Origin of the sequence: Shewanella zhuhaiensis (assembly GCF_022484835.1) — a bacterium.
Taxonomy (GTDB): Bacteria; Pseudomonadota; Gammaproteobacteria; order Enterobacterales; family Shewanellaceae; genus Shewanella; species Shewanella khirikhana.
Genome location: NZ_JAKUDL010000002.1, coordinates 479,752 through 498,102 on the forward strand (window position 1 = coordinate 479,752; position 18,351 = coordinate 498,102).

The window sequence follows — 18,351 nt, forward strand, 5'->3', positions numbered from 1 at the left end:
TATATATTTGACATACTTGACAAAAGATGGTTTCCCCGGAGGAATCATGAAACAATTTGCAAATTCAATAAGAGTGGCATTGAAGGTAGAGGATTGGTATGGGTCGCTATCGTCATCTATTAAATTTGCTGTCATTTACAGGATAATGAAAACTCCTAATAAGCATCTCGTAGTTAGTGTATATTAAAAAAGGTGTAAACATGTCTTCAACGGATGGTCATGATGAATTTAAGGATCTTGAAACAATTATATGGAGATCATCTTTAACAAGAAGGGTTGAAGATTTTAAAAATTTAATTAATCAAGAAAACAATTTTGAAAAATACTTTGGGATAGAATATTTAGAAAAGCTTACAGAAAAATCTAATGGATTAGATGCTAAATTATTCAAGCTTATAACATTCTACTTCTTTATAATGCTTTTGCTATATGCGACTCAAAACTTAAAAGGCATAGAATTAAGCTTCTTTGGTTATAATTTCAAAAATTTAGGGCATTACAAAGAGTTTATTTTATTCATTGCGGCAATTATCACTCCGGTATCAGCAATGATGGCGTCATATAAAAAATTTATTGATGCTCTGATTAATGAATGTTTAGTGAAAATTGCTCCAGATGAAAACATTCGTGAATTTTATAAGCACCAGTGGATAGATAGCCCCTCGGACGGTTTGTTGAAAAAAATAAATGTTAATGAGAAGGTTCGGGAACATGGGTTTAACATGTTTCTGCTAGGGGCGTTGATTTTAGTGCTTGGATTGTTTTTGATTACATTGGTGTTGGCATCATTTTTTATACAAATTGTTGTTATATATGATGTTGCAGTTAACCCTGCAACTGACTGGTATATTAATAAGTTTGTAATATTTTTTGCTCTGTCGTCCATTGTCTTTTCTTGGTTGCTTTTAATACTTCAAATGCCAATGCCTGAAGTTGATTATTCCAATTATGAAAAAATTTCCAAGCTTGAGAAAGATGAACCTGAAAAATATAAAGCCGTAATAAGTCGGATTTATAAGAAAAAAGCTAAGAAAGATGAGTTGGCGAACATTATTTTTTCGGCACTCATCTACTTAGTCGTTTTTTCATTGGTGAGTTATATTTGGTATGGTTTAGTCTTAGGTGATATTGATGCGTTTTTGCCAAAGGCATTACTTGGATCTATTCTTGTAATTGTTTCGTCGAAAGAATTGCTTGAATATTTTAATAGGCATTCATATAGATGTTTCTTCAAAAAATATACCGAATCATCATCTAATAGATTGGAAGCATTTGGTAGATTGCAGAAGTTTCAATTTACTTTAAAAGTGTTTGTTCCAGCGTTACTGACAATTTTGTATACACAATTTACTTTCTAAATGTTTCCAGCTAGTAATGGTTAGTCAGAGGGTATGTTAACTACAAAAAATAGCAGAGGTTGTTGAAAAGTAAAGTCAAGTAAGTAAGAGTCAGGAATAGTGATTGTTAAGAACCATTGTTCTTGGGCAAGACTCATTTAAGGCAGGAAGAAATAGAATCAGGACAGACACAACTACTTTGAATTTGTACAGTCTGTCGAGTTTCATTCTACATCCTTACGCCACCCGGCAGATGGCTGGTTGCTCAACAAAGTTGGCGCGCACCAAGGCTGCGGCCAGATCTGGTGGCACAGAGTTGCCGCAGCGGGCGACTTGCTTAGCTTTGGAATAGCGGGTGCCGGTGTAGTCCACATCGATGATGTAATCTGCCGGGAAGCCCTGGGCGGCAAACAGTTCGTGTGGCTCCAACATGCGCATGCCTATATCGACAATCTGGTACGGCTCGCCGCGCACCATGACCAGCCCGAAACGGTGCTTGGTGGTGATGGTTTGCAGTGGCTCATCGGCTGCGTGGCCAATGTTGGTCCCGTAGTATTTGAGCAAGAATGCCCGCACTTCACCTACATGGGTGCCGCCGGCAGTGATGGTTGGCATGGGCTCTGTGACGGGTTGACCGTCTTTGCAGGTGCCACGCAGTTTAATCAGTGAGCTGCTCACCAGCGCCTGTTTGGATTTGGTGAGCACGGTCGGCAGCGGTGTGTCCGGCTCGGCGCCGCTGTCTTTGCCGTGGAATTTGCTCAGCTGCGCTGTCACCAGCGCGTGATGGTCTACGGTGGTCACTGTGTGCATGGGGTCGGTGAGTTCGGCCCCTGCGCCGGTGTAGTTGCCGCCGTAGTGTTTGGCAAGCAGGGCTGATACCAAAGCGAAGTGTCCGCCTTTAACCTCGGCGCAGATAGTGCGTAGCGGCTCCCCGGCAGGCATGTTGCGCTGACTGCTGGCGTTGGCATGCTCGGTGATTAGTGGCGCTAAAACGGGTGTAACAAGCCCATGTGCATCACGGCTGGCACAAATGGTTTTCATGGGCTCTTTTAGCCCCTGGCCTCTAAAGCTGTCGCCGCTATGGTTGCAAGTGACGATAAATGGCTCACTAGCGTCAATCACAAAGCGCTGGATCCCTTTGGCGATTCGCGCCATGGTCTTTTCTGCCAACGGCTTCTTGCGCTCAAAAATGCTGGGGCAGGGGATTGACCAGTCGATGCAGTCTGCTGCTGTGCGCCATGGCTTGAGCCCTTGCTCTTTGGTTTGTGGGTTTGCTGGGTTGCCATGGGTGGCGGCGGGCCAGATGATTGGCTGACAGTCACAGCGGGCAATCAAAAAGAAGCGCTTGCGGATAGTTGGGGCGCCAAAGTCGCAGGCGCGCAGTTCGCGCCATTCAACTTTGTAGCCGCAGCCGTTTTTGAGGGTTTTGTAGGTTTCGAGCTTTTGGCGCAGGTCGTAGTTGCAGCGAAGCATGGACTGATAAACGTCTTTCCATGCCTGGTGTTCTTTTCCAAGACCTGTGCTGAGGGCTCTTACAAAACCATCAAAGGTTTGCCCTTTGCGCTGCTGGCAAGGCTGACCGTTAACCACTGGCCCCCAGGTCTTAAACTCTTCGACATTTTCCAGCATGATGATCCTGGGTTTCACTGTGGCAGCATAACGCACGGCCACCCACGCAAGGCCCCTGATCTTTTTCTCTACCGGCTTGCCGCCTTTGGCTTTGGAAAAGTGCTTACAATCTGGTGAAAACCACGCCAGGCCAACGGGGCGCCCGGCGCACAGCTTGACCGGGTCCACGTCCCATACGCTTTCGCAATGATGGCGGGTTAATGGGTGGTTGGTTTTGTGCATGGCGATGGCGGCGGGATCGTGGTTTATGGCTTCATCCACCGGCCTGCCGATTGCCAGCTCAATGCCGGTACTGGCACCGCCGCCCCCGGCAAAGTTGTCGATGATGAGTTCTTGCTCATCGAGGTTAAAAGCGAATTGGGTAAGCCCCCGATAAATGCCCATTTATGCGGCCTCCTTTTTTGCGGTGGTGTCTTGCAGTTCTGATGCGGCAAATGCCACGCGGATAGGGTGATTGGCGTAGGATTTGACCACCAGGCGGCGGATGCCTTTGGCGAGGTTGTTCTCGCCGTTACCCAGGGCCTGCCAGTAGAGGCAATCAAGGGCGCCCAGGCTTAAGGTGACGCGCCGCAGCTCATTGGCGCCGAGCGGTTTCAGACTGCATTCAAACACCAAGGCCTGCTTGTGGGTGCGAAAATGACGCAGCAGGTGGCGCATGTCGGCACTTTTTAATCCGTGGCTCATGCGGCTTGCTCCTGTGCTTTGTTTTCGGCGGATTGTTCCTGGGCCAGATCCCAAGCTTCCAGTTGGCGCAGGGAGTAAAAGCGACCGTGGTGAACGGGGCCGGGGAAGCCAAGTCTTTTGCGCCAGTTCCACAAGGTGGCGGGGCTTGCAATGCGGTAGCGCTGCATCACTTCTTTGGTGGTGAGAAACTGCGGCTGCTGGGTTGGGGCTGGGGTGGCGTTCATTTATGCGGCCTCCTCGTTGCTGGATGTGCCCTGGCACTTGGGGCAGTGTGATTGGTAGCCGTGGCGCTGCCAGTCGAGTTCTTTGATTTGCTCGATGCGCCTGGCCTCGGCTTCAAGTGATTTTTGGGCGTTGCTGAGGTTGCCGTGATCGACACCGTTCATGGCGGCGGCCGCGGCGGCGCCATAGCCTCGGACGTAGTGATCTTCCAGTGCGCTGATGATGTGGTCGCTGCGAATGTCGGTGCCTTCAATCAGCAGCGCCAGGCGGTCGGGGCATTCCAAGCCCTGCAGGAGGTAGTTCATGGGTTTTCTCCTATGGTGCTGTCTCCTGCACGGTTTGATTGTTGCAACTCGGCTTCTATTTCCTTGAGTTCTGTTACGCATGTTGGACAGAGACAGGGCCGGTGTTCGTGCTCTGTTTCAGCCTGCTGCCAGCGTCGGGCTGTGACGGTGGCGCCGATATCGCTGCCGGATTCGATAAACAGTGTATTGGTGCAACTGGTGCAGGTAAGCAGGTAGCCGACCTTCAGCTCGAGTTCGCCAACGTGGGGTGTGGTTATTTTCAACATTGGATGCCCTCATACATTCATGCGGATGAGGTCATGCGCAAGGCGGTTCGAGAAGACAGTTACGTCACCCTCTTTGCTGACTTTCAGGGCATAGTCATTTCCTAGCTCTCCAACTCGGTTTACAAATTGGTCGTAGAATGTTTTGCTGGGCTGATTAAAGTGAAGGTATGTCGCCAGTTGCGCCAGCCGTGCCTTCACTCTGGTGCTATTCATTGGATCTGTGCCGGGATTTTGCAGTTCGTTCATTACACAGGCGAAGCGAATTGATACGAGTAAGGCAAACTCTTGCCGTTGTTTGGCTGTGCTTGGCAGATTGGTCAAGATCATGCTGCTTTCCTTTGGTTCGTGTAGATACAGCAAAGTTAAGATAACTTGACAAAATGGTCAAGCGGAATTGTTTAGAAAAATTGACTTGGTGTTTTTGGAACCAGTAAAAATCAAGTTTTTGTGTAGTTTGTGCAGTGGCAACATCTAAGAACGATTTGGCCGCAGGGAGGCATGTTATGGTGAGAGGGTGTTTGGTTTTGCTGCTCGGTGTTGGCGTTTGTTCTGCTTCGGATGCGTCCATTTTCCAGTGTACTGAAGGTGACAGAGTCGTTTTTCAGGACGTGCCTTGTGCCGGAACTGAGGGGGAAGAGATTGTCTTAGCGGGGAAGAAGCCTCGTGAGCGTTCAATTGTTTATTTGCCATTTCAACACATAGGTCAGCCGCTCACTGCGGTTGCCAATCGATATGGACTGCAGGCAAATGCCGCCGGCAATTTGGTTCATATGGATGATGGCATTGAAATTTTGTTGGAAAGTGAGTTGGACCTGGTTAGTTATGCTGAGATCAGGTTTGGCCTGCATACCTGCAAGCAAGAGTCACTTTCGCAACGGGATGCCGCTCGATACCTTAAACTTATTGGGATAGATGAAGCGGATTTGAAACTGCGAATTGTTGTTGCGGGGCCTGACCATATCAGAACATATGACGATTATGATCACAGATTAAAGGTGTCAGTTTTTTGCCCTTACAGTGGGGGCGAGTGGTCTGTTGGATTCAGTCCGAAAGGGTATAAAGCTGGCTAGGGCGAACCAGCTTAAAGCAAAACTGAATACCAGAAAACTCGGCCAACTATCTGAATAGATTTACTTTGATCGGATGAGTACATTTCATCAGGGTATTCTTCTAGGTTGTAACTTCTCAGTCTTAATCCGTTGCCTGGGAGGCGATAGACCAATTTTACCCTCAACATGCCATCGTGATTGATAGCATACATTTTGCCATCAACTACGGTGGTGTTGGCCAGATCGATCCCTACGGTTGAACCGTTGGGGAGAACAGGCTCCATGCTGGTACCGATGACTTTGACACACACTGCGTGCTGAGGTTCTACCCCCTGGCGCCTGAGTGTGGATTTGCTGAACCTGAGTTTTGGACCGTGGTTCTCGGTGGATGCGAATGCGCCAGCGCCGGCGGCAAAGGCGACTTCTGTGTAGAACGGAACGTCGACTTCGTCAGAACCCAGTGGAGTATGGTTTGACCATGGCTCCATAGCACCGCCAAACTCTGCGTTGGCAGTTCCTGATTTCTTTTCCTGACCGTAAAGCAGCCACTCCACAGAGCACTTCAACTCTTTAACCAGAAGGTGGAGGTTTTCCCCTTTGGGTTGAGTTGTACCATTTTCCCACAGGGAGATGGTCGCTTTGGACACGCCAACACTCGCGGCAACTTGTTGCTGCGTCAGGCCGATGGCTTTACGCCTTTCTTTGATTCGTTCGTTCATCATAGTAAACCTATCTTAACTTAACTTAAGTCAAGTTTGATTTGTTCGGTTTGACAACAAAGTCAAGAAAACTTAACATAGATCTTGGTTTAAACATCTGGGTACCGTTACATGAAAAAAAGCGCTGCAATTGCCCATTTTGGGAGTGAGTCGAACCTGGCCAAGGCTCTTGGTATTACTCGGGCTGCTGTCAATCAATGGCCGGATGATGTGCCGCGGCTGAGAGCGTTTGAATTAGAAAAGCTGACCGAGGGCAAACTTAAGCGCCTTGATCAGGCCGACTTGGCCTGTAAAGCCGCGTAATGAGGAGTATTCCAATGACAGGAGTAGGGGGCATGAAACATAAATCACGGTTGGAGCTGTTAATGGTTGCGGTACACAGATGGCTGGAGTTGCCTCGTGTGAGCCGTGCGGGACTTGCGGCAGAGGTTGTAGCGGCAGTTGGCAGTCTTGGCATGGAAAGAGACCTAGCACGTGAAGGTATCAGCTTTGCCAAAACTGATGACCCTTACAACGATTCTAGGATTAACGCCCAGAAGATTTTCCGATGGCTCGGGCAATATCAAGAGTGCCACCCAAACCCTGAGCGGCTTTTTCATGTTGAGCAAGCCTTATTGGCAGCTATGCCAGCCAAACTGCGGGTTACCTATTTGAATGATGTGTTCGGCCTAACCGGTGTCACTGTGGTTGGAGATAGTTGTAGTGATGCACAGGCGATTTCGCTCGAACAGATGGCGGCGGTGCTCACTAAGGAGAACTCTGAAGCACAGATAGCAGTTATCACTCTGGGACCAAGTCCAAGCCGTGAACAGCTTATCGAATGCCACCGAGAACTTAAAGAGTCTCGGGCGAGCACTGAATCCAGCATTATGCTGCTGGAAACGGAGTTCCCATTTTTACGGCCGGGGAGGGTACATGACGCTTGAAACCGAAACACCTGAAGAGTGTGAATTCTTTAAAGCTCTTTCACGTAAGCAGGCTGAACGTCATTGCCCTCGCTGGCGGGAGATAGAACGTATTGCTGCTGTGGTGAGAAGTGCTGAGCAAAGCTCAACTGCGATTGCGGTGGCTTTGTATGTGAAGGGGTGCCGCCTTCCGGAAGATCCGGAGGCGGCTTAGCCAAGTGTTCACACCCGCGACTGTTTGGCGACGAGAGCGGGTATCAACGGAGAGGCATTTGTATGTTAACTCACAAGATTGTGCCGGGTAAATACGGCACATCAAGACCTTGCTGCATCTTAAATTCAGCAGGAGGTCGTGCATGAGTATGCTGTTGATGGTGCAGGCGATGGGCCTGAAAGTAGGTAACCCACTGCGGAAGCTGGTCCTTTTGAAGCTTGCCGACAATGCCAGTGACAACGGGGAGTGCTGGCCAAGTTATGGCCATATTGCTGATCAGTGCGAGATTTCCGCCAGCTCGGTGCGCTCGCACATCAAGGCGCTGGCAAAGGATGGCTTTTTAACTATATCGCCGCGCTTTAATGACCTTGGTCAGCAGTCAAATATGTATCTGTTGCACCTGTTGAAACCCATGACAGCAGCTGACACCCCCCTGTCAGCAAATGACACCCCCCATGCCAGCAGCTGGCACCACCCCCCCTCAACAGCTGACACGGCCCCCCCCCAAGAGCTGACACCAGAACCAGTCATTGATCCAGTCATTGAACCTAAAGAGAAAGATCTTGGTGCTGACGCACTGAAAAAACGGACTTCATCGAAAGCGACCTCTGCAAAAGTGAGTGAGCTGGATTTTGGCCGTTGGCCTGCTGCGCCATCGGCTCAGGTGCTGGCTGACTGGACAGCGGTGCGTAAGGGCAGGAAGGCGCCTTTGACGCAAACGGCAGTTGACCGGATGGCGGGGGATCTTGCCAAAGCGGCGGCGGCGGGCATGAGCGTGGATGACTGTTTGTCGCTGTGCTGTGTAAAGGGCTGGGTGGGCTTTGAGTTCGCCTGGGCGGTGAATTGCGGCGCGGTTGTTAGGGCAGGTGCTGTCGGTCAGGCAGCACGGCATCAGCCTGTGGCTGTAAGCCAGCATAGTTCGGGTGAGGATGATTTTGCCGATCTTGGGCAGGCGTGGGGCAATGTTCCAGATGGCTTTGATGGGGAGGGTGAGTGATGACGGCATCGTTACAGCAACTTTTGGGCAAACTCAATTGCCCTGCACATATCAAACCTTGCTTGCGGGAAGAAATTGACCGGAGGAAGGCAGAGGATGAAGCCAAAGCCACGGCTGAGCACCAAATGCGCAGGTCACAGGCGTTGGTGGGTAAAAGCGGCCTCAATAAGCACTTTTTGAAGTGCTCCTTTAACAATTTCAAGGTTGAACAACGTGGGCAGGCGCAGGCACTGGCGGCCGCCAGAGAGTACGTGGCCCGCTTTGCTGAGCATGCCAGTGTTGGTCGGGGCTTTTTGTTTTATGGCAACCCAGGTACCGGCAAAAACCATCTGGCTTCGGCCATGGCTAATGCCTTGATGGCGACCAATCACTCGGTGGTGCTTTTGAGTGTAATGGAGCTGTTTGCCAAGGCGCGCACCAGTTTTGAGGGGGTGTCGGAAGAGCGGATTTTTGCCGAGTTTTGCCGCCCTGAGCTGCTGATCCTCGATGAAATTGGCCTGCAGCGTGGCACGGCTGATGAACTCTTGTGGCTTACCCGGGTGATTGATCGGCGCTTGTATGCCAATAAGCCGATGGGATTTATCACTAACTTGAACGCCAATGAGTTGCAGGGGCTTTTGGGTGAACGGGGCTATGACCGGCTGAAAGATGCAGTGGGGATGCGGGTGCGGTTTGACTGGCCCAGCCTGCGTGGACGAACGGTTGGAGGCGCCAATGAAGCAGCCTGATGAACAACAGAACAAAAGGTCAAACCCGAAATCAAGTGGGGTTGATATAGGCAATCTGAATCAAGCTGCATTGCGCCGTTGGCTTTCGGGTGGGGTGACCCGTGATTATCGGGATCCTCAGTATCCGCAGCTCAGGCTGAGAGCCAATAGAGCCAGAAGTAAAGCCTCGGTGTTTTTGGTTCTGAATGAAAACAACAAAACGCCGTGGAAGAAGTTGGGGGAGTGGCCTGGTATGTGTCTTAAAACTCTTACTGAGCAACTGCCGGTGATGTTGGCTGAGCGCGCAGCCGGCGGTGAGCTGGCTTATGGTGAGTTTACTACCGTGGGCGCTCTGCTGGAGTGGTACGCCGAGCGAGTTGGGCAGATGGCCCGTTACAGTGACAGCTGGCGCAGCAATGTAAAAAGCTTGGTTGGCAAGCAGCTGCTGCCGCGCCTGGGCTCGGTGGCACTGAGCAATCTGCGGTTTGTTGATGTGGATGAAAAACTGGTGATCCCGATGACTCAGGAGGGGTATGCCCAGGGCTACATCCGTGAGGCCGTGAGTAAGCTCAGAACTGCAATGGCTGCCGCTGCGAAAAGGCGTTTGATTGGCAACAATCCGCTGGCTGGTTATGCGGTGGCTGAATCGGTTGGCTCGACCGTATCCGACACTCGCCTGTTTGAGTCGGATCTTGATTTGCTGTTTATCAAATTGCGCCAAGCGCTGATGCCGGTAGCCATGCTGTTTTTGCTGATGATGATGTTTGGTACCCGCATCAATGAGACTCGCCAGGCTCGGTGGGAGCATTTTGCCGGTGGGTTTTGGGTGATCCCGGCAAGCCATACCAAGAGTGGCCAAGAGCACCGGCTGCCGCTGACCGAAACGGCGCAGAGGCTGATTGAGCACTATCGTCGCTGGCAGCTTAAGCACGTAGGTAAGCGGGCATGGCTGTTCCCTGGCCGTGAAGTAGGGCCGGTGAGCATTCGCACTGCCCAGCTTTGGAGTGAGCAACTGCGTTTTAAGCACTTCACCAGCCATGACTTGAGAAAGCTGATGCGTACCCTGGTGGCTGACCTGGGAGTAGATACCGTTATCGGGGAACGTCTGCTTAATCATGCCTTGCCGGTGCTTTTGCGTACCTATGTGAAGTCAACCTTGGACCGCGGTATGAGTGATGCGCTGGAGCTGTATCACCAGCATTTGATTGAGCTGGGTTTTGCGAAGGTGGCGCCCGAGATAATCTCTAGATCCTCTGTCGATGTTGGGAGTGGTGAAACCAAGATGGCAAGCGGGTGGCTGTGATGATGACTGCATCATTTATTAAAGAGGATGCAATAGGGCCGAAACGGGTGATTTTTGCAAAGAGCGCGGTGATTTTGGGCTTGGGTTTGGAGGCGGCGTGATGGTGATAAGTGGTGGTGCTAAGGGGGCGGATTTGCTGAAGTTGGCGCGGGCGGTGCGTAAATTCACTCAGCTTGAGGTGGCCACTGCCTATGGGGTGGATGTTAAGACCTACCGCAGCTGGGAGATGGGCACCACGCAGGTGAGCTATGACGATTTGTGCGCGCTGCTTGATGGGGTGTTTAGTCTGGATTTGGATTTGCTGAGGGGAATGGCGCATGCAGCGTAAGCAGTTGACGGCGTTCTTGGCTGGTAGGGTGGCACTTATTCAGGCTGAGCAACAGGTGATGGATGTGAAGGTGGTGCGGCTTGAGCTACGCACCTGGGGCAACTGGTGGATGCGCCATGAGTATGGCCGTGGCTTTGCGGGCCGCAGCGCCTGCGACAAGCTCAAGGAACCTGTGACCTTTGGCAATACTTTCCGCCCTGTGCCTGAGATTAATCCGCCATCACACATCGAGCGCACCGGCCGGCGCGTGGAGCAGCTGACCCCTGATGCCAGGCGTGCCATCCGCGCCGAGTACCTGTGCCGTGGTAACTGGGCACTGTGTGAGTTTGAGAGTAAGAGCTCGTTTATCTTCTGGATAAGGAGCGCTGAACGGGCGATGTTAAATTTTTAACTTTCTTATGTACGGATCTAGTGGTATGTTTTTCGTGTCATAAATGTAGCATGAGATTGTAAGGAATTTATTTTATGGAAGGTGGAAATAAGTCCAATACTTTCTCTGCGTGTGCTTAAAGTGGATAGATGCAAGGCACAGTTTGCAGCGAATGGCCCTATCCTTCGCAAGAAGAACTGCAACGCAGCAGGCTTGGGTATGCCTTCAGTTGAATGCCTTGAACTGCTTTCGCTATCAAAGCCAGAGCTGTGCGACGACTTGTCCGCACTTTCCTTAGTAGTGATAAATAACTTATAAATAATTTCAGTGAGATTTTATGGAGAAAATTTCTTTGAAACTGAAGTTAACCGCGGTGGCATTAATTGGGATTATATTTCATCCAGTTTTTAGTAAGGCTGATGAAATAGATTACGATAAATATAATAGCGTTTTGCCTAAATCTTATTCAGTAGTGATTGGCTCTTGTTCTTATCCAGTTTTTGGTAAGAAAGAGGGGATAACACTGCAAGAGTGTAAAGATGATTATATAAAACCACATTTTGATGAATACCACCGAAAAGACGATTGCGATGTTCATTCTGGTTTGGCACCACATCGTGTCGTACTTATCGAAAAGGAAGTTAAAGAAGGCCAAACAGCGTTTTATGTTGCGAGAGAGTATTGTGATGACGGGGCAATACAAGTTTATAACAGCAGTTATGCATTTTATAGAGCCTGGACCCCGACAGACGCGAAATCTTGTCCACCTGATGAGTTCATAGAGTACACTCATGGAAGAGACGTTGATGGTGATGGGCAACCGGACCAGTGCTATAATCCAAATGACTTTGTACGAGCTAGAGAGAAGGTGCCTACGGTTTGCGATTTTGAGACTGCATATAGCCTATCTTCTGATGATGAAGCCAAGCTAAAAAAAGCTGCTGAGGATGCTTTAAAATTGCTTGAAGAAGTTGAATCGGATTTACGGAGCCCAAATAGTACAAACTCTTGCCGATTGAATGGTCTCGCACAATTAATAGGTGTGCCTGACTATACAAGTACTCACTTTTTAAGCTTATCTAAATTTATGTTAAAAAGAAGTTCTTCAATAAAAAATGAGTTAAATAAGCTAGTGAATGATGTAACAGGTACAAGGTCGCCACGATATTTAGTTACAGATAATGAAATCGCACTTAAATATGGATTTGTCGGTTCTCATTGTAGAGCGTCTAACAAATATCCATTTATTGATAATGAAATAGTTTTTGCTGACTACATACTATCTTCATATAATGGCAATATATCTTTCTTTAATAAGGGAGTGCCTGATTTACGTAAAACTTTGATTCATGAAATTCATCATTCAAAAAGAGGGGTTCATGAGAAAAACAGGACGTTGGAATGGCATTATGATTTTTTTAATGACGATTTAAATGTGTTTCGCAGGCTTGTAGAAAACCCAAAGTTTGGTAGTGACGCATTTTTCGAAAGATTCACTAGAAACCCATATCATTATATCTGGATGTTGGAGGCTATGAAATGTTCATAAGATTAGTGTCTGTTTTTATTTTTATAGTAACTACCGTTGCTCCTTTGTCAGTTTATGCAAAGGAATTGAATAATGACGAGAAATATCTTTCTATTAATATATCGCCTGTGTGTAACAATGAAGGGCAATTTAAAATAGTCTTCACTAATGTATCATCTGGAAAAATTTATATAGAAAAATGGATGGTTGATCCTGAACTTTTTGAACCTGTGGAAACAGGTCTTTTACTGTTTGACTCTGCAAATAAAGTTGGAGTTGAATTATCGTCTACTAAAATGTTCAAACATACTTCTGACTTTGCAGTTTTAACTTCAGGTGAATCTGTTGAACATATAGTAAACGTTAATAATCATTTAGATGGAATATACCTAGACCGTACCCTTACATATGAAGTCGGATACGATGTTGGCTCAGATATAATACTAGAGGATGGTCGCAAAATAGCAGTACGGCTAAATACTTGGTTGTCGCAAAAATCTTTAGTTATCGAACCCAGCTGCTGGGTACAATAGATGGATTGAAAGGGATAGAGCTATCCTTCATTTTCAAAATTTAGAGCGGGTCCTTCCTAACGGGTGACATGCGGGGGCGGGGACTCGCGGGGAGGGGCTACATATGAAAATTTTTGGTGGTTGGTTGTAGTTTTATCACCCTGGCGAATAACGGGCTTTTGGAGTTGCTGGCTGGAAGCCCATTTTTTCAGGCAGGCTGCGGCTTTGCTGGCCCGTGTTACTTGGTCGTTCGATTATGGCTCATTGGCAGGGTGAAACACCAACCAGCGCGATCCTTTTCAGATCCTTCATTCTCACCTTGCTGAAACCTGGAGTTTGGTCCAAGCTGAATCTGGAGCTTTGCTCCTTTGAGTCGATAAAAGCCCGCCGCTCCCAAATTGGCGGGCTTTGTTTTTCTTGTCTTTGTACTCGCAAGTTTTATCGCTCTCCTCTGTGCGCTTGTCGCTATACTCGCAAGTTTGTCGGGTTGATTAAGAGAATGGGGCGATTTCTCCCCAAAATGGGGCGTTTTTTCCCTTTTTTAAGCCGCTAAAAACGCTATGTTTGTGCCATGCTCGCCAGAGCTGTGATACGTAAACGCCCTCCGAAATCCAAAAAGCCCACTCATTTGAGCGGGCTTTTTTATTTGGTGATCTATGCCAAAGCGAAAACCGATCGTGTACATCGCCGGACCCATTTCCAGTGCGCCTGACATTGAAGCCGCTCGGTACGCTTTTCACCTGGCGGCCGCGGTACAGGAAGAACTTGGTTGCGAGGTGTTTAATCCAGCCACGTTGCCAAAGGGGCTGCTTGAACCCCAATACATGAGTATTTGTCTGTCGATGCTGATGTGTGCTGACAAACTCTATTTGCTCGATGGCTATGAGCAAAGTTCGGGGGCGCTGACTGAAATCGCGCTGGCAAAAAAGCTTGATATCCAAATCACCTATCAGGAAGGAACAGACCATGAAGTAGCATTGATTGGTTTGCGGGGCAGTTAGCCCTGCCGCAGCAGCTCAGCAGTGAAACCACCCCTTATTGAGCACTCGCATAGGAGCGCAGTCAGCGAGAAGTGCCCGTGGCCTTTGGCCTAGTGGGATGACGCAGCCGCCGGTTGGCGCCCGGTTAATCCATAAGTAGCCGTGAGACAAAACGATGAAGAACCTTAAAGCCTTTTTGCTTGCAGCGGGGCTATCAGGGGCCGCCATCACAGGCGGCCTTTTTATTGCCGATCATGAGGGCCGGGTACTCAGTACCTATGTTGACCCGGTAGGGATAACCACCGAATGCTTTGGTCAACGTGCTGACGGTATCGCGCCTGGCATTGCCAGAAGCGAGGATTACTGCCTCAACCAGCTGGCGCGTAATCTTCACTTATTCAACAGGCAGCTGCTTAGGCTGACTGACGGGGTGGAACTTACCGAAGGCGAGCATGCGGCATATCTGAGTTTTACCTATAACGTGGGCGCCCAGGCATTTGCCGATTCTACTCTGCGCAAAAAAGTCTTGGCCGGTGATCGTGTTGGTGCCTGCAATGAGCTTAGCCGCTGGGTATATGCCAAGGGCGTCAAGTTGCCGGGGCTCGAAAAGCGAAGGGCAGCGGAGCGAACCATGTGCCTGCGTGATTTAACGGGAGATAACGATGTTTTCAGTCCTTAAAGCGGCCAGCGGCCGTACCCATTTATATCTGATTGGGCTGCTGATTGTGGCCTGTGTTGCCCTCGGGCTGGCGCTCACTGTTACCCGCGCCGAGGTCAGCGTGTTGCAGGCCAACATCGACACCGCCAGCGCCAACCAACTCGGGCTGCAACTTGATGTGTCGGCATTGACCAGAGCGGTTGAGCAATCCGAAGCCGACAAAGCCAAAATCTGGCAACAGTTGGCCGCCATCCAAGCCGCAGAGCAGCAATACCGCCTAGACCTTGCTGGGATCCGTGGTCGTCAGGAGGCGCTCAGTGTCACCCTTAATGAATACAGGAGCAGCGAGGATGAAAGTCTTAGCCTGTGGATGGGCACTGCTGTGCCTGATGATATTCAGCGGCTGCTCGGCAACGCCGCCCATTGTGCGCACCGTGACCATCGAGGTACCGAAACCTGCCGAGATCCCACAGCAGCTAATCGGTCGATGTGACCCGCCACCTTATCAGGTTGGTGGCAACGATAACGGTGACCACACCAACTACATCAATCAGTTGCTTGGTGTGATTGCCGACTGTGACTCTCAATGGCAACGGCTCGAACTGTGGCTTAACGAGCAAGGCAAGCCCGATGAATGACCTACCGGCACAAAAGGCCTTTAACCTGGCCAGCTATGTATCTTCTTTCGCCAGCGCCATTGGAGGGCTGCTATCCGTGGACAAGATGGCTGTAGTGCTCGGGATGGTGTTGGCCATTGCAACCTATTTGGGTACCCGCGCCCACAACGCATATCTGCGGCGCATTAAAGACAAAGAGCACACCAGTGCAGAGTTGCGGGCGCAGGAACTCCACCAAATTGAAATGCAGCTGGCCCAGGCAAGGCTGGCACAGCTAAAGCAGGAACCCCATGGCAAAGATCCAGACCAAAGCGCCGGAAGTGGTGCTGCTGAACAAGCGGGATCTGTGCTCAAGCCTGGGGATTAGCACCCAGGCGTTTGATAAGTGGGGCGTACCGTTTCGGGAAAAACGGGGCAGGGAGTGCCTGTACGCCATGGCCGATGTGGTGGCCAACCGTGTCGGTCACGCCGAACGTAAGGCCAGCACCGTCATGCCTGATGATGACCCGGATAAGCCCAACATTGACTATGAGCGCTACCGGCTCACCAAGGCCCAGGCTGACGGGCAGGAACTTAAAAACGAAAAAGAGCGCAAAGAAGTGGTGGAAACCGCCTTTGCCACTTTCCTTCTTGGCAAAATTGCGGTGCAAATTGGCCCTATCCTCGACCAGGCACCGCTCAGCGTAAAACGGCAGCACCCTGAAATTGACGAGTTTCAACTGGAGTCCATGCGCGCCGAAATTATTAAGGCGGGCAACATTGCCGTCAATATCGGGGATCGCATAGAGGATTATTTGGATGAATATCTCCGCAGCACAGGTTAACAATCTGAAAGCTGCGGTGGCGGCTGGCCTTAAGGCCATGTGGCGCCCGCCAAGGATGACTTGCGCCGAGTATGCAGACGAGCACTTTTACATGTCCTCCGAGTCCAGTTACTCCGAGGGCAAATGGAAGAGCCTGCCGTTTCAGATAGGCATACTCAACGCCATGGGTAATGACCTCATCACCACGCTGAATGTGATGAAGTCGGCGCGGGTGGGTTACACCAAAATGCTGATGGCCAATGCGGCCTACAAAATTGAGCACAAAAAGCGCAATGTGCTGATGTATCAGCCCCGCGATAAGCAGGCCGCAAGCTTTATGAAAAAGCACGTTGAGCCCGCAATTCGTGATATCCCCGTGTGGGGCGCCCTGGCCCCCTGGCTTGGCAAAAAGCATCGTGACAGCACCCTTGAAGATAAGGTGTTTTCCAACGGGAAAACCCTGATGGTGCGCGGCGGCGCAGCGGCTGCCAACTACCGTGAAATCAGTACCGATGATGTGATTTATGACGAGCTCGCGGGTTTTGATGAATCCATCGAGCGAGAAGGTAACGCCACTGGCCTCGGTGATACCCGTTTAGAGCTGTCGGTTTTTCCCAAGTCCATCCGTGGATCAACGCCCAAAATCCTGGGTAGTTGCCAGATGGAAAAGGCCTGCAGCGAAAGCCCGTACCATTTTCACTTTTACCTGCCTTGTCCCCATTGCGGCGAGTTGCAACGGCTTAAGTGGGGCGGCAAAGACGAGCCTTTCGGAATTAAGTGGCAAGGGGACGACCCTAAAACCGCCTATTACCTGTGTGAGCACTGCGCCTGCGTTATCGAAAACAAGTGCCTCACTGCCATGCAGGAGAGCCCTGCAGCCAAGTGGATTTGTGAGAAAACCGGCATCTGGACTCGCGATTTCCTGGCGTTCTTCGACAGCGAAGGCAACGAGATAGCCACTCCGGATAACGTTGCCATTTACATCTGGTCGGCCTACAACCCGCTATCCAGCTGGCGCAAGCTGGTCACCGATTTTTATAAAGCCAAAGGCGACAAGGAGAAGCTACAAACCTTCGTCAACACCAAGCTCGGCCAGCCCTGGGATGATGACACCGGCGAAAAGCTGGAATGGGAAGATCTCGCCCGCCGCCGGGAAATGTACCCCGCTGGCAAGGTCCCAAGTCGGGTGGTGTATCTCACCGCTGGGGTAGACACCCAGGATGACCGATACGAAGGCCGCGTGTGGGGCTGGGCCGCAGGACAGGAAGCCTTTTTGGTTGACCGTTTTATCTTAAACGGCAAGCCCGACAGCCAGCAGCTGCTGGATGCCGTGGCCGAGCGGCTTAACCGCACCTACACCCGCGCCGATGGCATTGTGATGCCCATTGGTCTGGTGGCGTGGGACTCAGGGGGCCACTACACCGATGTGGTGTACTCCATGAGTAAAAAGCTTGGCCTGATGCGGGTTATCCCGGTTAAGGGTGCCAACGTCTACGGCAAGCCCATTGCCAACTTTCCGCGCAAACGTAACAGCAAAGGCGTGTATCTCACCGAAGTGGGTACCGACAATGCCAAAGAGCTGATTATGTCGCGCCTTAGGCTGCTGCCCGATATAACCGAGGCTAAACCCGGCGCCATTCACCTGCCGCTCAATGAGGCGGTGTGCGATGACGCCGAGCTGCAGCAGCTCACCGCCGAGCGCAAAATTCCGGTGCGCCGCGATGGCCGTATCGTGTACCGCTGGGATGCAGGCAAAAAACGCAACGAGGCGCTGGACTGCTTTGTGTACGCCCTGGCGGCGCTGTATATCGCCCTCGAGCGCTTTGGTATCGACCTTGACAAGCTCACGGCCAAAGCCGCTCAGACTGCCGAAGTAGAGGCCGAAGCCGAAATGCGACCGGCCACTCAACCTAAACCCACAACATCCAAATCCAGCGGCTGGCTCAAAACCAGCGGCTCGGGCTGGCTGTAACCGAGCAGTAAGGACTATCCGTGAACCAGACCCAAATCGAGGCGATGATCGCCATCTACGTGCAGGCCGAAATCGATGTGCTGCAGGGCAAATCATCCACGGTGAATGGCAAGCAAATGACCATGGAAGATCTCGGTGAAATCCGCGCCGGGCGTAAGGAGTGGGAGCGCCGTCTTGCGGCGATTGGCCGCCCCCGCGGCGGTGCCAGTCAGGCCACCTTTAACTGATTATCGACCCCAAACTGAG

Annotated in this window: 27 protein-coding genes; 20 read left to right on the top strand and 7 right to left on the bottom strand. The window is 50.5% G+C overall.

Annotated features, from left to right (window positions below; translation table 11 throughout):
• Positions 1–200: 200 nt before the first annotated feature.
• Complete coding sequence (locus MJ923_RS07725; protein WP_240590585.1) at positions 201–1,358, top strand: hypothetical protein; 1,158 nt, start codon at positions 201–203, stop codon at positions 1,356–1,358.
• Between the two features lie 216 nt (positions 1,359–1,574).
• Here the strand turns inward: MJ923_RS07725 and MJ923_RS07730 are convergent, their stop codons facing one another.
• From MJ923_RS07730 to MJ923_RS07755, 6 genes are read right to left on the bottom strand one after another with little or no spacing between them, the layout of a single operon-like run.
• The gene (locus tag MJ923_RS07730) at positions 1,575–3,350 is read right to left on the bottom strand and encodes a DNA cytosine methyltransferase (RefSeq protein WP_240590586.1); all 1,776 of its coding nucleotides are present in this window, start codon (positions 3,348–3,350) and stop codon (positions 1,575–1,577) included.
• Positions 3,351–3,650: a hypothetical protein gene (locus MJ923_RS07735; RefSeq protein WP_240590587.1), complete on the bottom strand. Its 300-nt coding sequence runs from the start codon at positions 3,648–3,650 to the stop codon at positions 3,351–3,353. It abuts the gene before it with no gap.
• On the bottom strand, positions 3,647–3,874 hold the full coding sequence (locus tag MJ923_RS07740; RefSeq protein WP_240590588.1) for a helix-turn-helix transcriptional regulator: 228 nt from the start codon (positions 3,872–3,874) through the stop codon (positions 3,647–3,649). The genes MJ923_RS07735 and MJ923_RS07740 overlap by 4 nt, the downstream gene beginning before the upstream one ends.
• Positions 3,875–4,177, bottom strand: a complete 303-nt coding sequence (locus MJ923_RS07745) for an adhesin biosynthesis transcription regulatory family protein (protein WP_240590589.1) — start codon at positions 4,175–4,177, stop codon at positions 3,875–3,877.
• A complete protein-coding gene (locus tag MJ923_RS07750) occupies positions 4,174–4,443 on the bottom strand; it encodes a hypothetical protein (protein WP_240590590.1) in 270 nt (89 codons plus the stop codon). The genes MJ923_RS07745 and MJ923_RS07750 overlap by 4 nt, the downstream gene beginning before the upstream one ends.
• 9 nt (positions 4,444–4,452) lie before the next feature.
• Positions 4,453–4,770 (bottom strand): hypothetical protein, encoded by a 318-nt coding sequence (locus tag MJ923_RS07755; RefSeq protein ID WP_240590591.1) that lies wholly within the window; start codon positions 4,768–4,770, stop codon positions 4,453–4,455.
• 191 nt (positions 4,771–4,961) lie between these two features.
• On the opposite strand from MJ923_RS07755, the gene MJ923_RS07760 reads away from it, so the two are divergent.
• Positions 4,962–5,513, top strand: a complete 552-nt coding sequence (locus tag MJ923_RS07760) for a hypothetical protein (RefSeq protein ID WP_240590592.1) — start codon at positions 4,962–4,964, stop codon at positions 5,511–5,513.
• An 11-nt stretch (positions 5,514–5,524) separates the two neighbouring features.
• Here the strand turns inward: MJ923_RS07760 and MJ923_RS07765 are convergent, their stop codons facing one another.
• On the bottom strand, positions 5,525–6,214 hold the full coding sequence (locus MJ923_RS07765; protein ID WP_240590593.1) for a S24 family peptidase: 690 nt from the start codon (positions 6,212–6,214) through the stop codon (positions 5,525–5,527).
• Between the two features lie 108 nt (positions 6,215–6,322).
• Between MJ923_RS07765 and MJ923_RS07770 the strand changes: the two genes are divergently transcribed.
• The 18 genes from MJ923_RS07770 (at position 6,323) to MJ923_RS07855 (ending at position 18,332) form a co-directional block, all read left to right on the top strand.
• A complete protein-coding gene (locus MJ923_RS07770) occupies positions 6,323–6,514 on the top strand; it encodes a Cro/CI family transcriptional regulator (RefSeq protein ID WP_240590594.1) in 192 nt (63 codons plus the stop codon).
• 32 nt (positions 6,515–6,546) lie between these two features.
• A complete protein-coding gene (locus MJ923_RS07775; RefSeq protein WP_240590595.1) occupies positions 6,547–7,137 on the top strand; it encodes a hypothetical protein in 591 nt (196 codons plus the stop codon).
• Entirely contained in the window at positions 7,127–7,330 is a 204-nt protein-coding gene (locus tag MJ923_RS07780) for a hypothetical protein (protein ID WP_240590596.1), read from the top strand. Before MJ923_RS07775 ends, MJ923_RS07780 begins: the two co-directional genes overlap by 11 nt.
• Before the next feature lie 148 nt (positions 7,331–7,478).
• Positions 7,479–8,327: a helix-turn-helix domain-containing protein gene (locus MJ923_RS07785; RefSeq protein WP_420854422.1), complete on the top strand. Its 849-nt coding sequence runs from the start codon at positions 7,479–7,481 to the stop codon at positions 8,325–8,327.
• A gap of 125 nt (positions 8,328–8,452) precedes the next feature.
• Positions 8,453–9,055: an ATP-binding protein gene (locus MJ923_RS07790; protein WP_240590597.1), complete on the top strand. Its 603-nt coding sequence runs from the start codon at positions 8,453–8,455 to the stop codon at positions 9,053–9,055.
• Entirely contained in the window at positions 9,042–10,337 is a 1,296-nt protein-coding gene (locus MJ923_RS07795) for a tyrosine-type recombinase/integrase (protein WP_338092217.1), read from the top strand. The genes MJ923_RS07790 and MJ923_RS07795 overlap by 14 nt, the downstream gene beginning before the upstream one ends.
• 100 nt (positions 10,338–10,437) lie before the next feature.
• Entirely contained in the window at positions 10,438–10,665 is a 228-nt protein-coding gene (locus tag MJ923_RS07800) for a helix-turn-helix domain-containing protein (RefSeq protein WP_240590881.1), read from the top strand.
• Positions 10,655–11,056, top strand: a complete 402-nt coding sequence (locus tag MJ923_RS07805; RefSeq protein WP_240590599.1) for a hypothetical protein — start codon at positions 10,655–10,657, stop codon at positions 11,054–11,056. Before MJ923_RS07800 ends, MJ923_RS07805 begins: the two co-directional genes overlap by 11 nt.
• 316 nt (positions 11,057–11,372) lie before the next feature.
• Positions 11,373–12,584 (top strand): hypothetical protein, encoded by a 1,212-nt coding sequence (locus MJ923_RS07810; RefSeq protein ID WP_240590600.1) that lies wholly within the window; start codon positions 11,373–11,375, stop codon positions 12,582–12,584.
• Complete coding sequence (locus MJ923_RS07815) at positions 12,575–13,096, top strand: hypothetical protein (protein ID WP_240590601.1); 522 nt, start codon at positions 12,575–12,577, stop codon at positions 13,094–13,096. The genes MJ923_RS07810 and MJ923_RS07815 overlap by 10 nt, the downstream gene beginning before the upstream one ends.
• A 656-nt stretch (positions 13,097–13,752) precedes the next feature.
• Complete coding sequence (locus MJ923_RS07820) at positions 13,753–14,076, top strand: DUF4406 domain-containing protein (RefSeq protein ID WP_240590602.1); 324 nt, start codon at positions 13,753–13,755, stop codon at positions 14,074–14,076.
• A gap of 154 nt (positions 14,077–14,230) precedes the next feature.
• Positions 14,231–14,734, top strand: a complete 504-nt coding sequence (locus MJ923_RS07825; protein WP_240590603.1) for a lysozyme — start codon at positions 14,231–14,233, stop codon at positions 14,732–14,734.
• The gene (locus MJ923_RS07830; protein WP_240590604.1) at positions 14,718–15,206 is read left to right on the top strand and encodes a hypothetical protein; all 489 of its coding nucleotides are present in this window, start codon (positions 14,718–14,720) and stop codon (positions 15,204–15,206) included. The genes MJ923_RS07825 and MJ923_RS07830 overlap by 17 nt, the downstream gene beginning before the upstream one ends.
• Positions 15,148–15,351 (top strand): hypothetical protein, encoded by a 204-nt coding sequence (locus MJ923_RS07835; RefSeq protein WP_240590605.1) that lies wholly within the window; start codon positions 15,148–15,150, stop codon positions 15,349–15,351. The genes MJ923_RS07830 and MJ923_RS07835 overlap by 59 nt, the downstream gene beginning before the upstream one ends.
• Positions 15,344–15,697 (top strand): hypothetical protein, encoded by a 354-nt coding sequence (locus MJ923_RS07840; RefSeq protein WP_240590606.1) that lies wholly within the window; start codon positions 15,344–15,346, stop codon positions 15,695–15,697. Before MJ923_RS07835 ends, MJ923_RS07840 begins: the two co-directional genes overlap by 8 nt.
• Positions 15,621–16,154, top strand: coding sequence for a terminase small subunit (locus tag MJ923_RS07845; RefSeq protein ID WP_240590607.1), 534 nt, complete (start codon positions 15,621–15,623; stop codon positions 16,152–16,154). Before MJ923_RS07840 ends, MJ923_RS07845 begins: the two co-directional genes overlap by 77 nt.
• Entirely contained in the window at positions 16,129–18,105 is a 1,977-nt protein-coding gene (locus tag MJ923_RS07850) for a phage terminase large subunit family protein (protein WP_240590608.1), read from the top strand. Before MJ923_RS07845 ends, MJ923_RS07850 begins: the two co-directional genes overlap by 26 nt.
• Positions 18,106–18,125: 20 nt before the next feature.
• Positions 18,126–18,332, top strand: coding sequence for a hypothetical protein (locus tag MJ923_RS07855; RefSeq protein ID WP_240590609.1), 207 nt, complete (start codon positions 18,126–18,128; stop codon positions 18,330–18,332).
• Positions 18,333–18,351: the final 19 nt, after the last annotated feature.